The sequence below is a fragment of the Streptomyces sp. NPDC059564 genome (genome assembly GCF_042735575.1).
Lineage (GTDB): Bacteria > Actinomycetota > Actinomycetes > Streptomycetales > Streptomycetaceae > Streptomyces.
In genome coordinates this window covers 23,907-38,492 of sequence record NZ_JBHWBP010000040.1, presented here as the reverse complement: position 1 = coordinate 38,492, position 14,586 = coordinate 23,907, and the positions used below count along the sequence as shown (strand labels likewise).

At 68.0% G+C, this 14,586-nt stretch carries 12 protein-coding genes and 1 pseudogene; 7 read left to right on the top strand and 6 right to left on the bottom strand.

Features of this window, described 5'->3' with window-relative positions:
• Window positions 1-292 precede the first annotated feature (292 nt).
• Window positions 293-920: pseudogene (locus tag ACFV0Q_RS10670) on the bottom strand (GntR family transcriptional regulator); the annotation flags it as partial.
• Between the two features lie 273 nt (window positions 921-1,193).
• Here ACFV0Q_RS10670 and ACFV0Q_RS10665 point away from each other — a divergent pair.
• Entirely contained in the window at window positions 1,194-3,953 is a 2,760-nt protein-coding gene (locus ACFV0Q_RS10665; RefSeq protein ID WP_385003611.1) for a restriction endonuclease, read from the top strand.
• 69 nt (window positions 3,954-4,022) lie between these two features.
• Here ACFV0Q_RS10665 and ACFV0Q_RS10660 read toward each other — a convergent pair whose 3' ends face one another.
• On the bottom strand, window positions 4,023-4,388 hold the full coding sequence (locus tag ACFV0Q_RS10660) for a hypothetical protein (RefSeq protein WP_385003609.1): 366 nt from the start codon (window positions 4,386-4,388) through the stop codon (window positions 4,023-4,025).
• 14 nt (window positions 4,389-4,402) lie between these two features.
• On the bottom strand, window positions 4,403-5,656 hold the full coding sequence (locus tag ACFV0Q_RS10655) for a helix-turn-helix transcriptional regulator (protein WP_385003613.1): 1,254 nt from the start codon (window positions 5,654-5,656) through the stop codon (window positions 4,403-4,405).
• Window positions 5,657-6,282: 626 nt separating this feature from the next.
• Between ACFV0Q_RS10655 and ACFV0Q_RS10650 the strand changes: the two genes are divergently transcribed.
• From ACFV0Q_RS10650 to ACFV0Q_RS10625, 6 genes are all read left to right on the top strand, one after another.
• Entirely contained in the window at window positions 6,283-6,420 is a 138-nt protein-coding gene (locus ACFV0Q_RS10650; RefSeq protein ID WP_385003607.1) for a hypothetical protein, read from the top strand.
• 14 nt (window positions 6,421-6,434) lie between these two features.
• Entirely contained in the window at window positions 6,435-7,622 is a 1,188-nt protein-coding gene (locus tag ACFV0Q_RS10645) for a cupin domain-containing protein (protein WP_385003605.1), read from the top strand.
• A complete protein-coding gene (locus ACFV0Q_RS10640) occupies window positions 7,619-8,527 on the top strand; it encodes an aldo/keto reductase (RefSeq protein ID WP_383497746.1) in 909 nt (302 codons plus the stop codon). Before ACFV0Q_RS10645 ends, ACFV0Q_RS10640 begins: the two co-directional genes overlap by 4 nt.
• Complete coding sequence (locus tag ACFV0Q_RS10635) at window positions 8,508-9,362, top strand: hypothetical protein (protein WP_385003602.1); 855 nt, start codon at window positions 8,508-8,510, stop codon at window positions 9,360-9,362. The genes ACFV0Q_RS10640 and ACFV0Q_RS10635 overlap by 20 nt, the downstream gene beginning before the upstream one ends.
• A gap of 423 nt (window positions 9,363-9,785) precedes the next feature.
• Window positions 9,786-10,850, top strand: a complete 1,065-nt coding sequence (locus ACFV0Q_RS10630) for a JmjC domain-containing protein (RefSeq protein WP_385003600.1) — start codon at window positions 9,786-9,788, stop codon at window positions 10,848-10,850.
• Window positions 10,784-11,629: an aldo/keto reductase gene (locus ACFV0Q_RS10625; protein ID WP_385003598.1), complete on the top strand. Its 846-nt coding sequence runs from the start codon at window positions 10,784-10,786 to the stop codon at window positions 11,627-11,629. Before ACFV0Q_RS10630 ends, ACFV0Q_RS10625 begins: the two co-directional genes overlap by 67 nt.
• On the opposite strand, the gene ACFV0Q_RS10620 is transcribed toward ACFV0Q_RS10625, so the two are convergent.
• The 3 genes from ACFV0Q_RS10620 to ACFV0Q_RS10610 form a co-directional block, all read right to left on the bottom strand.
• Entirely contained in the window at window positions 11,620-12,477 is an 858-nt protein-coding gene (locus ACFV0Q_RS10620) for a hypothetical protein (RefSeq protein WP_385003596.1), read from the bottom strand. The genes ACFV0Q_RS10625 and ACFV0Q_RS10620 overlap by 10 nt on opposite strands.
• A 642-nt stretch (window positions 12,478-13,119) precedes the next feature.
• Window positions 13,120-13,536 carry a hypothetical protein gene (locus ACFV0Q_RS10615; RefSeq protein WP_385003594.1) on the bottom strand — a complete coding sequence of 139 codons (417 nt, stop codon included), beginning with the start codon at window positions 13,534-13,536 and terminating at the stop codon, window positions 13,120-13,122.
• A gap of 43 nt (window positions 13,537-13,579) precedes the next feature.
• Window positions 13,580-14,545, bottom strand: coding sequence for a GlxA family transcriptional regulator (locus ACFV0Q_RS10610; RefSeq protein WP_385003592.1), 966 nt, complete (start codon window positions 14,543-14,545; stop codon window positions 13,580-13,582).
• Window positions 14,546-14,586: the final 41 nt, after the last annotated feature.

Here is a 14,586-nt window from a genome sequence, read left to right as displayed (position 1 = left end):
GGGGCGGGACCCCTCATACGGTCCGTACAACGAAGTACGGAACTCCGACACCGCGCCCGTCATGACCATTTTGGGATGCCGGGCTCGCACCGCTCGGCCGCGAGCGGCCTCCCGGGCTTCGCCCGGCTGCGCCGGCCTCCGGCCGTCGATGCGCGAGCGGTGCCACCCGCGGTACCCCTGCCTTCCGGGGCGGGACCCCTCATACGGTCCGTACAACGAAGTACGGAACTCCGACACCGCGCCCGTCATGTCCCCGACCAGGGATGGCGGGCGCTGTGGCGTCCGGCGCCCGTTATTCGGGGTCGAACTCGTACCGGAGCTCGTAGAGGTGTCCGGCCTTCACCATCACCGTGACCTCGATGGGGCGCTCGCCGTCCCCGTGCACCGTACGAAGGGTGCGCAGGACCGGTAGGTCGCCGGGCAGCCGCAGGGTGGCGTACTGCTCCTGCGTCGCGACCCTGGCGGAGACCCGGTCGACGCTGCGACGGGGCGGGAATCCCAGTTCGGCGAGGAGCGCCGGGGTGCCTCCTCTGATCCTGCGCGGTTCGGCCAGCGGGGTGCCGTCGGCGATGTCCGGCGGGTAGTACGAACTCACCAGCTCCGCAGGCTCATCGTCGACGCTGATCAACTGTCGGCGGCACACGGCCGGACTGCCCTCCGGGCACCCCAGCGCGTCGGCGACGTCACCGGTGACGGCCACGACGTCGACCGCGAGCAGCTTGCTGCGCGCGGCCGACCCCTGCTCGGAGACTTCGGCGAGCCATGGGTACGCCTCTCCGTCCGCCGCACGCGTGAGGGATTTCGCAGGGCGGACGGTTCGCTGCCGGTTCTCCCGTACGGTGACCGCCACTCCCGCGGCCGACCGTGAGTCCTTCGTCCTTCAGGAGCTGAACGGTTTTCAAGAGAGTGCTGCGAGGAGCGTCCCCGCACCCGATGACCTGCGTCTGACCCCGGCATCCGACTGCTCACGCAGACCGGCGGTCCACACCTGGTCCACTACCCCTGGCCACCAACAGGCTCCCAGGTCGTTCGGATGACGGTTCGCGGCGGCCGGCACAGTGGACCCACCCATCTACAAGAACCTCATGACTGGGTGTCGAGTGCTACACGCGAGAGCATCACCGCACCGTTGGTCCAGTCGTATCTTCCTGAAGACTCCTCACCTGGGGTGGCACGTCAGTAGGCTGCCGACTGTGACCTCGCTCTCGATGTACGAGCTGACCATCCTTGTTCTCGCTCCGGGTGAATCACCTCAGGCGCAAAACCACGCCAAGGGTCACCTGTTCGAGCGGTTCGTGGCCCAATTGCTACATCGATACGGGTACGAAAAGCCGCGATTCTCGAATCTGAATGTCACATCAGACGGTGTTGAGCTGGACGTCGTCGTACAACATCAGCTGACGTTCGCGACCGCCATCGCCGAGTGCAAGGCGTACTCGCGAAACGTCAAAGCGAATGAGCTGACCAGCTTCTACGGAAAGCTAGCAGCCGATCGACTCGAAAGAGAACAAGCGACATTTGGGTTCATGATCGCACTCCCCAGGCTGACACCTGATGGAGAAGAGAAGGCCCGAACCATTGCGGCCCGCGACACAAACTTTCGATACCTAAACTCAGACGACGTCGTTTCAGCGATGCGGGAGACCGGCCTGCTTGTCGATGCGCCGCACGACCTGGGCACCACTAGCGATCCCGCAGTCATAGTGACTGAAGACGGAGTATTCTCCGCCACCGTAATCCTCGATCCAGCCTCACGCACTCCGAAATCCATTACGGTTTGGAGTGCAAATGGGATTGTCCCCATCCCTACTCTTGACCTCGTTCGAGCAAGCCCGTACGCCGTCGGCCTCCAGGTTTCCGATGCTCACACTTTGGCTCACGAGCCCACTCGCGAACCTCTAGCCACAGACGCTGCCGACGAGTCACTATTTGCGACCGTACTTGGGTCCGGATCAGATTTCGAATACCAGCTGCCTGCGTCGCCGCGGTACTTCGTCGGCCGGAAGGAACTTCTCGCCCGGCTCTCACGGTCCCTTGATAGCGGCGAGAGAGTTGTCGTATTCAATGCCAAATCCGGATGGGGCAAGAGCAGCCTTGCCCTTAAACTCGCCCAGTTCACCAAAGACCGCGGCGGGCATGCCCTTGTGCTTGACACCCGAACCGCCAACACATCGCGTTACATCGTAGAAGTACTGCGGCGAGCGGCGCTTGAAGCTGCCGATCTAGGCTTGCTCACTCTGCCAAACGATCCCAGTTGGGGCAGCCTGGTTAGCGCGCTGAACACTCTGAAGCACTCTGCTTGGATCGACCCCCGGCGCCCGCTCCTACTGTTTTTCGACCAGTTTGAGAACGTATTCAGAGACCCCGAACTGACGCGATCCTTCAGAGACCTCACGGCCGGCGTACGGGAGCTTGATGGAAAGATTCTGGTCGGCTACGCCTGGAAGACAGACTTGGTGGGGTGGACAGAAGGTCACCCGTACCAGCTGCGGGACGAGATCCGCCAGATGGCTGCCGTCTTCGCTGTAGACCCCTTCGGCCCTACAGAGGTAAGTACCCTACTGGGGCGGCTAGAGAAGCACGCCGGGACTCGGATCGTCCCCGATCTGAAGCTCCGTCTCCGAGAGTACTCGCAAGGGTTTCCGTGGCTACTGAAGAAACTTTCAGACCACGTACTCAAAGAGCTTGCGGGAGGCATCTCGCAAGAGCAGCTAATCGCAGAAGCTCTTAACGTACAGAGCCTCTTCGAAGCCGACCTTTCGGAGCTTACGCCTGTCGAGCATGAAGCCTTGAGGCACATCGCCCGCTTCGCCCCCATCATGGCAACCGAAGTCACCGAGAGATATTCACCCACCCTCGTACAGTCACTGGTTAACCGCCGACTCATTGTGCAGGTTGGCGAACGCCTGGACACTTACTGGGACACATTCAGAGACTTCCTCAACACCGGCCGCGTCCCCGTTGAGGATTCGTACATCTTGAGGCAGACAACACGCCAAATCGCCCGCCTCCTTCCTCTGGTTTTGGCAGCCGAAGGAAACGCATATGTTCCCGACCTGGCCAGTGCTCTCGACACCAGCGACAGGGCGATCTTCAACCTCTCACGGGAATTGCGCCTGCTCGGGGTAACCACTCACGAACCGCTCAGAGTTAAGTTGAGCGACGAAGTCTGGACAGCTCCAGACCGCGAACGCGCCCTGCGCCGACGAGTCGCTTCCTCTCTCCGCCGCCACCGAGCCTTCTCGACATTTGTCTCTCTCGCCGAGAGATCAGCCGGTTCGGTCTCACTATCTTCCTATGGGCGAGAACTTCCCAACGCATTCCCGGCAGTTGAGGCGAGCGTTAACACGTGGACTAACTACGCTCGCTCATCGCTCTCTTGGATGACGTACGCCGGGCTCATCGTGCAACGGGGAAACGACTTCTTCCTAGCTCCAGAAGGATACGAACAGCAGTCAATAAGGCTGCTCGACGTCAGGTCACCGTTGAGGGTAAGGCGGGCGCTACCTCAGGAGGCGTGTGGGCCCGCTATTGAACTAATCCAGCACATCGGGCGCGGCGAGGTTGTCTCTCTGCCCGAAGATGGACCCAAGAGGGACGCAACTCGTACGACGATAGCTATCGGTGCAGTTTCGGTGACTCCCGAGGGAACCCTTGTGCTGACACGCTCAGATCTCGCGCCAGAGGGTGTCATAGATCCTCTTGTCTTGCGAGAAATGCTCACCGCGCTGCCGGGAGCTGCTGCCGGGCTGCTGGCGTTGGAAGGAGATCCATCGCTCGGCCCGCAAGCCGTCGGGGAGATCTTGCGGGAGGCCGCAGGAGCTAGCTGGACGGAGTCGAGCACGTACAGCATGGGAGGCAGATGGCGAAGCTGGGCACGAGCCGCCGGTCTGACAGTTACTTCCCCGAGGCGCACGAGTCCCGCTACCGATGATTCGGGGAGGATCTTCTAGCGGTACCCAGACACTCGACGTCCGCAGCCCCCAGTCCTTCGGCCCGGGACCGGGGCTGCGGACGTCACATCAGATGACAGCCTTCTCGATAGCCTCGAAGATGTCGGCGTCGGTCTCCTGCTGCCAGGACGGCAGGTCGGGCCAGTCAGCCACGTAGCCCGGCTTCGGGTCCTCGAAGTGCTTGAACATCTGGACCGTCCAGCATGTCGCGACGAACCGGCTCTTCTGCTCGCGGGACAGCCTCGACGTGTGGCCACCGCTGATCTCGATGAACTGCCGGACCTGGTCGTAAACCGAGCCTGCGGCCTCGCGCTCCCACTGCGGGGTGTCTTCCCACGGGGTGACGTAGCCGGCCTTCGGCTCCCCGGGGAAGTGCTGGTGCACTCCCGCGATCCAGGTCTCCCGGAACAGTCGTGCACCTTCGGTCTGCGACATGCCTACCCCTCTCGTCACGGCGTGCTCAGCGTGGCGATCTCCGCCCCCAGTTCCGCTACGCGGTGGTCGCGGCTCAAGGGACCGAACTCGTCGCACAGGGCTTGGAGTCTACGGGCGACGTACCCGGATGCTGAGGCTCGGGCCAGGCTGACGGCCTCCCGCCCGTACGCAAGAACCTGGTCGGGATCACGCCGCTTCGCTCCGATGGCGGCCAGGCTGGTCAGCACTGCGCCCCGGCGCCTATACGACTGCCCCGAGGCAAGGGCCGTCTGCGCCAATGCGGCCTTCAACGTCGCTTCCGCCAAGTCCAAGCGGCCGAGCTGCACGTACCGTGCTCCGCGTTCCTCGGCCAAGCGGGTGCCGTCGAAGCGGAGCCATCCGCCGTTCGTGCTCTCCGCGGTGAGGTCCCTGACCTTCTCGGCCTGGTCCAGCGCGCGTTCGCACGCTGTGAGGTCCCCAAGGCCGGCGTACGCCTCCGCTTGGACCGACGCGACCCAATGCCGCGTCGAAAGGTCGTTGTCCCCTCGACCGGCCAACCGTTCGGCCGCACCCAGCATCTGCGCCGCCTGGCGGTAGCGCTGCTCGGACATGTCCACGTAGGCGTGGCGTACGAGGGCGCAGGCCCACAGGTCGTACGCGTCTGCGTCCTTGCTGACCGAGGCCGCAAGCGAGTACGAGGCTGCGGCGTCGGTGTACCGGTTCCCGTCGAAGGCGACTTCGCCGGCCATCTGGAAGAGGTCGGCCGCTGCGCTCAGGAGGGGGCGGGAGCTGCCTCGGCTGGCGGCCAGTGCTTCGTTCAGAGTCGTCAGCTGGTCACGAATGACGGGGTAGACCGAGCCTTTCGAACGCGCCAGTTGGTAGACCTGCCACAGGTGGCTGTTCATCCGCTCGAAGTCGGCGGGCATCCCCCTCAGCACCCCATCTGTGAGGGCCTCGGCCTCGTCCACCGGCAGGGCCGTCAGTGCCCCGCTGACCGTGAGGATGCGGAGGAATTCGCGGCGGATCATTTCGTCGGGGTCTCCCGCGCTCGGGTGGTCACTGGACTGCTGCCCTGTGGCCTCCTGCCCTGCGGCTCGTAGCTCTGTCAGGAGGGCGTCAAGCTCTTGGAGGCTGACTTCGAGGGCGATGGCCAAGCCTCGCCGCTGGGGTGGCTGCGGTTCGATCCTGCCGCTCTCCCAGCGCCCGACCGTCGTGCGGTCCACGCCAAGTAACCCGGCCAATTTCTCCTGACTGTAGCCCAGGGTCTTGCGCCGTTCGGCTAGCCCCATGACGACCCCTTCCCGCGACTTCGAAGCCTGCGGCACCCGTGCACGGATCTGCTCCAAGAATGCGGCATGTATGCCGTGGAGTCCGCCGACTTCCGGCGCTTTCCTGGGAGTTGTCGCGAACAGAGCGGGCATGGCGCAGCGGAAGGGTGCGGATATGGCAACGCAGAACGGCGCTGAGGGACACGTCCACGAGCGGCTCTCTCGGCCTCTCGACCTCGCTGCGGAGCCCCGCCTCCTCATGACGCTTCGCGTCTCCCGAGACGCCGGCCATACGTGGTCTCAGACGACCCGTGTCCGGTCGGGTGATCCGTACGTCATCCTCTCGGACCCGGGCCGCTATCCGCCGTGTGAGTGCCCCCGCTGCCTCGGCTCCTCGCCCGTGTCGGCCCGCGCCCTGCGTCCCGCGGTGACCGAGCCGGGGGCGGCGTAGTGCACGGCTTAGGCAGGTGGGTGCTCCGCCGGGTCGGCCGGTTCGCCGGCCCGCTGTATCTGGCGATGGTCCTCGGCTCGGTGGCTCTGTACGTCCTCGGCGTCATCGTCACGTCGTAGCCGATCGGCTCACCTGTTCGACCTCAGTCTTCCCACCCAATCTCCGGTGGGAGTTCCCCAAGAAGAAGGGAAGTTCGATGGTGGAAGAGAACGCCGGTTCCGTGGCCCCCGAGGGGGGTGGCCTGCTCGTCGCGAAGCGGAAGATCGTCGCCGCGCGGACCCGCGCCGAGCAGGAGTCTGACGTCAGCAGCGGCCGTTCCGACGGCAACGACTGACGGGGCCGCCCACGATGCTTGATGCAGCCTCGTGGGCGGGGCGTCTGGGCGGGGACACGTTCCTCGCCCAGACGTACCACCGCTCCTACGCGCACTTCCCTGGCGCCACCGACGTGGCGAGCCTGTTCACCTGGGATGACCTGAACCGGATCATCGCCACGCAGCGTCTGGAGCCACCTCGGCTCCGTCTGTCGGCCGACGGCGAGACGGTCCCGTTGCACCGCTACGCGGTCCCGACGACAAACCGCCGTGCGGTGACCTGGTCCCGCATCCAGCCGGCAGAGCTGCACACCCAGCTCAAGGAAGGCGCCTCGCTGGTCCTCGACGCGGTCGAGAAGATCCACCCCGCCGTGGGGGCGGCGGCCGAGGGGCTGGAACGCTTCCTCGGAACCTCCGTGCAGGCCAACGCATACGCCTCCTGGACCGAGCGGGAGGGCTTCGGCCTCCACTGGGACGACCACGACGTCGTGGTGGTGCAGCTGCACGGCTCCAAGCGGTGGCGGCTGTACGGAGCCACCCGCCAGGCCCCTACGTTCCGGGACGTCGAATCGCCGGAGCAGCCGGAGGGCGACCCGGTGGCGGACATTGTGCTCGCGGCCGGTGATGTGCTCTACCTGCCGCGCGGCTGGTGGCATGCAGTCAGCGCCGACCAGGGCTCGGAATCCCTCCACCTGACCTTCGGCATGGTCCCGCATACGGGCGCCGACCTCATGCTCTGGGTGGTGGACCAGCTCCGGGCCACCCTGCCCCTGCGCACGGACATCCCCCGTTTCGCCGCGCTGCCGGAGCAGTCGGACTTCCTCGCGGCCGTGCGCCGCGAAGTGGTCGACTTCCTGGCTGATCCCCGGCTGATCGAGCACTGGGCGGAGTCCGGTGACACGACCGACCTCGGGCATGCCGTCCCGTCTCTGCCCTACGTTGACGAGATCCCCGCCATGCCGGAGATCACCGTACGGCTCACCGCCCCCCGGGCACGTGTGACGGTGAACAACGGGCACAGCACGGTCACGTTCTCGGCGGCGGGGACAGCTTGGGACTTCGCGGAGTCCGCCGGGCCGGTCCTTCGCACGCTGCTGCTCGGCCAGCCGACGACGCTGGGGGACCTTGCCTCAGCTGCCGGCCTGGAGGTCAAGGACGTGGCCGACCTGGTCTGGGTCCTCATCGAGGGCCAGGCCGTCGCCGTCGTGGGGACGGCGCTGTGACGGCGTCCCTGGCCCTGGGCACCTACCGGGTCCGAGACGTGGCGGAAGCAGCGCGCATGGCGGTGCAGGCCGGGACCCCGTGGATCGACACTGCACCGAACTACGCCGACGGCCAGGCCCTCCATGACCTCGGCAGGGTCCTGCGGGAAGCCCCCAGCCCTCCGCTCGTCGCCACCAAGACGGGCTTCTTCACCCGCAGCCAGGGGCGAGCCGCCCTCAGCCGGGGCCTGCTCACCGAACACGACGCCTCCGCCGGCCACTGCCTCGACCCCTCGTTCGTCGGCTATCAGGTGGAAGAAGCGCTTGCCCTCCTCGGCCACGTGGACCTTATGTTCGTGCACAACCCGGAACGGGCTGGTCGCGCAGTGGACCGGTCGGTGATGCACTGGCGGCTCCGCGAGGCATTCACCGCCCTGGAGGAGAAGGCGCACGAGGGCCAGATCCCCGGCTACGGAGTGGCCACCTGGTCGGGCCTGCGGGAAGGGGCGTTCAGTGTGTCTGAACTCTTAGTGCTGGCCCGGGAGGCCGCAGGGTCCTCCGATCACCACCTGATCGCGGTACAGATGCCCGTTGGCCTGATCGATGACGCCCCGATCACGCAAGCCCTGAATGGGGGCGGTCCGCTGGTACAGGCGAAGGACGACGGACTGATCACGTTCGGCTCCGCCCCGCTGCACGGCGGCGAACTGCTGGATGCGATGACACCCGAACTGGTGGATCTGATCCGCCCCGGGCTGTCTGCCGGCGCCGCTGGCGTCCTGGCCGCCTCGTCCTGCCCCGCCCTGGACTTCGTGCTGACCTCCACCACGAATCGTGATCACTGGAACGATGCGGTGAAGGCGCTCGCTTCGCCCCTCGCCCCCGAACACCTCAGGAGAGTGACCGATGAACTCGCCACCGGATGAGGACATCCGAGCACTCATGGAGGCCGCGCACGAGCGGGCGGCCAAAGCCCAGGGCCTCACATGTACGGGCCCGCCGGTGTGGGGCTTCGCCGGATTCACTCTGGGGCGCGGCGCGGGCGACTTCTGGCTTCGGGTCAGCCGCGGCCACTTGAAGAACGCGGGGCGCACACCGGGGCAAGGACCCGTGGGCGCGTCCCTCCTCGTGCCCCGCGATGTGCCACGACCGGCACTGCACGGCGTCCACGACTGGGTGGACGGCGAGTGGTCGTTTCAGTCCGAAGTCCTGGACCGCGTGCCGCACCCGGTGGTCTCACCCACCCGCGCGGACCTGGTCCGAGACCCCGCTCTTCCGGAGCAGTGGTGGGGTCTGCTGAGGCAGTCACTCGACCGCCTGACGCAGGTAGAGGGGACCAAGGAGACCGTCCGGGACTCCTGGATCGAGCGGGCCTTCCCCCAGTTCCTCGGCATCCCCGCCCCCACGAAGATCGAACGCGTCACCGGCCACGGCGACCTCCACTGGGGCAACATCACCGGCCAGCCCCTGACCTTCCTGGACTGGGAACGCTGGGGACGCGTCCCCGTCGGCTACGACCCCGGACTCCTCCACGCGCACAGCCTCCTTGTGCCGACTGTCGCCGAGCGCATCCGGGCTGGCTTCGCCCAGGTCCTCAGCACCCCGGCCGGTCGTATCGGCGAGCTGGCAGCGATCGCTGAACTCCTCCAGGCCGTCGCCCGCGGCTTCTACCCCGAGCTTGCCCCGTGCCTCCTCGACCGGGCCGAGGAACTGACCGGGGTCCGCCCTCCGGTCTCGGCTCCCGCCGAGGTCAATGCCTGATTCCGCCCTCCTCCTCGGGCCCCGGCGCATCCCTCCCGCGCCGGGGCCCACTCGCGTGAACCACCGCCCCGTCTTCAGGAGTTGGCGCCTGATACGCCCAGGTGACCTCGCGGTCGGCCGGAGCGGCTTTGGCCGGTGTCCTGTTCGGGTTGGGGTCGGGCATGTTCAGGGGGCCGTACGCTGGCCGGCAACTCGGGCAGGCTTTGGGCCTGACCGCAATTAGCACGAGTGGCCCCCTGGACTTGCCGACGCGGGCCCCGAGCCGAACAGGTGGGTAAAGCCGTGGAGGCCGACCGCCCCGGCCACATCTGGGTGAAGGGCAATCCGCGGTGGCCCGCGCGTTCCTGGCGTACGTCCCGCTGCTGTCGGCCGTGCTCGCCGTGGGGCGGCAGGCGGAGTTCTTCGAAGCTGCTGGACCTGGTGATGCGCCGCAGCGTCACCACGCCCCAGTTCCGCATCTTCCAGGACGGGGCCGAACTGCACCCCGGCCGCTACATCCAGCCCTCTGTCACCCGGCGGGGACAGGCCATCCCCATGGCCGACATGCGCCGCGTCGGCGGGCTGATGCGCGAGGGCTGCACCATGGTTCTGGACGAGGTCGACTTCTTCGACCCGGCCATGGAGGCCACCTGCCGCGCGCTCCAGTGGTGGGCCCGCGAGCTGGTGCAGGTGAACGCCTACCTGACCACCCAGGACGCCAGCGGCTTCAAGCTCCACTGGGACGACCACGACGTCGTGATCGTCCAGCTCGCCGGCCGCAAGAGCTGGGAAGTCCGCGGCACCTCGCGCAGGGTTCCGATGTACCGCGACTCCGCCCCCAACGCCGAGCCCAGCGAGGAAATCGTGTGGCAGGGCGTCTTGGAGCCCGGCGGCGTGATGCACGTCCCGCGAGGCTTCTGGCACCAGGCCACCCGGGACGACCAGGGTGACGGCTACAGCCTGCACGCCACCTTCGGCATCGTGAAGCGCGTCGGCGTGAACTGGCTGGCCTGGCTCGCCGACCAGGCCCGCACGCAGGAGCTGTTCCGGTACGACCTGGACCGCTGGAACTCCCCTGGCCAGTGGGAGGGACAGCAGCGGCTCCTGGCCGACGCCGTCGCCGAGATGGCTACGAAGCTGACTCCGCAGGACTTCTTCGAAACCCGCGAGCGGGAACGCCTGGCCGCCCGGCACGTCCCGGCCACCGGCCTGTTCGGCAAGCCCGCGGCCGTCGTGTGCGTCACCGACTTCGAGCCCGTGATCGAGCAGCACCACGACACCGTGGACGTGCTCGCCGCGGGCAAGAAGCTTACGTTCGCCGGCAAGGCGTACCCCGCCCTCGCCCTGCTGCTGAGCGGCCACCCCGTCGACATCGCCGACGCCGCCGAGAAGACCGGCGTGGACGTGGAACAGCTCGCCGAGATCCTGCTGAAGGAGGAACTGTGCACGGAGCTGACCCCCGCCTTGTCCTCGGCCTACACCGGTCTCGTCACCACCGCGACCTCCTGACGGCCGCACTCGACCTCAGCGTCACCGCCCTGGACACCGCGGCTCCCTACCTCGGCTTCCGCTCGCACGCAGCACTGACAGAGGCAGCCGCCGATCTACTGCCGAGGTTCACCCTCTCCACGAAGGTGGGCTTCTTCCCGAGCGCCGGAGGTGCTGAGCATTCCCTTGATCCGGTCCGGCTGCGGCTGGCCGTTGAGCGGGCGGCCCGGGAGCTCGGCAGGGAACCTGACACCGTGCTCCTCCACAACCCCGAACAGAGCCTCACGGGCCTGTCCCCTGCCGATGGCCACGCCCTCCTCGGCGATGCCTGCACCGCCCTCGCCGACGCCGCCCGGGACGGCCTGTGCAGCGCCTGGGGTGTGGCCTCCTGGGACCCCCGACCGCTCGGCATGGTCCGGGTGCACGGCCTTCCGTCTCCGGACGTCCTCATGGTCCGGGCCGGTTTCCTCGTGGGCATCGACCTCCTCGACGCCACCACCGTCCTGCGCACCGCCTGGCGGGCGGGCGAGACCTGGGGCATGAGCCCCTTCGGCGGCGGCCACAGGAAGGTGTGGGAGGAGTTCGATCCCCGCCCGTTCCTCCGACCGCCCCACGATGACTTGTCCCGCGTTCAGGCGGCGTTCCGGGCCGCGTTCCACCTGCCCAGCGCCTCCGCGATGGCGGTCGGTACCGACAACCCTGGGCATCTGGCCCAGTTGGTCCAGGCCTTGGGCGCGGAGGTGGACGTCGCCGCCGTCAGTCAGTACCTGCGGACCCTCCACGGACATCGTCAGAGCTGAAGCTCGGCCACCAGGCGCTCGGCCTCCTTCCGGGCCGGCGCCAGCAGCGGGTCCTCCTCGTACGCGTAGGGTCCGACGATCTTCGACAAGAAGAACAGCGACATCAGCTTGCCGTCCCGGCTCTCCAAGTCAGCACGCCGCTCCAGGTGGACCCGGTCCGAGAGCCCCGGGACGGCAAGCGCGTTGCCCCACAGCGTTGCGGCGTCCAGGCCCCGGGGCGCCATGCCCCAGTCCTCCCAGTCGATGAGGGAGAACTCCGGTCCCATCACGTTGGCCCAAGTCAGATCCGCATGAGCCGGCGCCCACCGCTCGATCCGCGTATCGGCCACCCCGGGAAAGACCGCTCCGAGGGTCTGGGTCACCTGCTCCTGCGTGATCGTCACCGTGTCCGGCGTCGCGATCCGCGGTGTCTGCTGTGAGGCAAGCGCGTCCAGCGAAGCGTTCAGGGCCTCCCACCACTCGTCCGGCAGGCCCGGGTCTTCGAGCACCAGGGCGCCCTTGCCGACAGACGGCGATGCAATCAGCTCCAGCTCATCCGCGCGCCACATCACCGGCTCGCCCGGCTCGCGCCACGCCAGGCCCTGGTACCACTCGGGCATCGCGACCCCTTGCAGCACGGCAGCGGCCTCGGTTCCGTTCCAGCCCTGCGGGCCGATCCGCTCGAAGCCCCGCCGCTCGATGCGCACCCACGTACCCCGCTCCGTACGGCCACCCAAGGAACGGCGCTTGCGTACGAGCGCCCGCCGATCCAGTCGCACGTGCAGGGCCTCTTCTACGCGCTCCAGCACGTCTTCCACTGGCTGACGGCGCAGATCCACGTGGGCAGCAACGGGCAGGGATCCATTCATCACGACCTCCTCGGCGAACGGATGACCGTAGCAGGAATAGGCCCGGCGACACGATTGGTCCGTCAACCCAGAGCCCATCAACTACCGCCCCTTCGTTGGTCGTTGCAAGAACGGGCCTCCGCCGGCCCCGGCCACATGTGGGTGGACGGCAATCCGCGGTGACCTGTGCGGGCTCGGTGTGCGCCCGGCTCCTGCTGGCTGTGCTTGCCGTGGGGCAGCCGGTCGGAGTTCTTCCGCGCGTCCTGGGGCGGCGGCCTCCTGATCAAGGAGTACGGCGACATCTGAAAGGCGGCCCGCCGCGCTGTCCTCACCGACGCCGAGGTCGCATCCCCGCTCGCGAAGGTCCCCTACTCGCTCCGGGCCGCGGGGTCTCCCTCTGGCTGGAGTCCTGGTTCTCCTCGGCAGGGTCACGGCGCCGCCGTGGATCTTTGCGGTGGCGGCCAGGGGGTGCCCGGCGCGATGGCCGCCGGGTAGTAGGTGTCCGTCAGTTTCGGTCGGCTCGCCGTCGAGTCCGATGATCCGGCGACGTGCGCGGGGTCAGGTACGGCATCGACGCGCTGGTCCACTCACTGCCGCTCACGCTGCCTCCTGGACGTTCTGCGTGCTCCATCGACCCCACCTTCGGGCGGCCGTCAGGGGTGGCTACTCGGGCTGGATGACCGTGGCGCCCCAGCGGATGGCCGGGGACGAGGTGGTGACCGTGGCGGCGAAGCCGCCGGTGAGGCCGGGGCCCAGGGGGAGGGTGAGGGAGGCCGGGTCGCCTGCGGGGCAGTTGAGCGTGAAGGGGGCCGGGTCGCGGTCCGGGTGGTTTTCCAGGTGGAAGGAGACCTCTATGGTGCCGCCGCCCTCGCAGGCGAAGGTGGTGAAGGTGTCCAGGCCGGAGTTGAGGCCGCCCGAGACGAAGCCGCTGGATCCGGTGATCTCCGGGATCCAGATCACGCCGTCGGGGCCCGGGTAGGGGAGGAGTTCCCCCTCCGCCGCGGCCGCCTGGCCGGCCCCCGCCGTCAGTGCCAGCGCCGCGCCCAGTGCCGCGATGGTGAACCCGCGCGTGTGCTTCATGACGTCCCCCTGTGTGCGTGGTGATCTTTCCGTACCGGCCACGCTAGCCGCCGGGTCTGACAGCGGCCGCGCGGTACGCGGTCGGGGTGAGGCCCGTGTGGCGCTGGAGGTGGGTGCGCAGGGAGTCCGACGTGCCCAGGCCGCTGCGGGCCGCCACCACGTCCATCGGGAGGGTGGTGGTCTCCAGGATTTCCCGGGCCCGGTTCAGGCGCTGGTGCAGGAGCCACTGCAGGGGGCTCAGGCCCGTCTCGGAGCGGAAGCGGCGGGTCAGGGTGCGTACGCTCGTGCCCGCGTGACGGGCCAGGTCCGCCAGGGTGGTCGGCTCGTGCAGGCGCGTCAGCGCCCAGGCCCGGGTGGCGGCGAGGGACGTGCCGCGTTCGGGCGGGAGCGGGGTCTGAAGGAACTGCGCCTGACCGCCCGGCCGGACGGGGGCCGCCACCACCAGGCGGGCGGTGGCGTTCGCGACCGCCGCCCCGTAGTCGCGGCCCACCATGTGCAGGCACAGGTCGATCCCGGCGGACAGCCCCGCCGAGCTCAGCACCCCGGTGTCCTCGACGAACAGGACCCCGGGCACGAGCGCCACCTCGGGGAAGAGCCGCCCGAACTCCTCCGACATCGTCCAGAAGGTGGTGGCGCGGCGGCCGTCCAGCAGGCCCGCCTGTGCGAGGACGAACGCGCCCGTGCAGATGGACGCGACGCGCGCGCCCCGCGCCTCCGCGGCCCTCAGGGCGTCCAGGACGCGGGGATCGGCGCGGACGCGGGCGCCTGTGCCCGTCACCATCACCGTGTCGGCCCGCTCGGCCGCCTCCAGGCCGTGTGCCACCACGATGTCCATCCCGCCCATCGCCTCCACCACGCCCGGGACGGCCGCGCAGATCGTGACCTCGTACGCGGGGTCCCCGCCGACGGCCGCCGCACCGAAGACCACGTCCGGGATCGACAGGTCGAAGGTGGTCACCGGAGCGTTCGCGATGACCGCGACGCGGTGTGGTCGGGCAGGTGCGGACATGGCCTGAATCTCCGGACTGTTGGCATTCGGGCCACTACTGT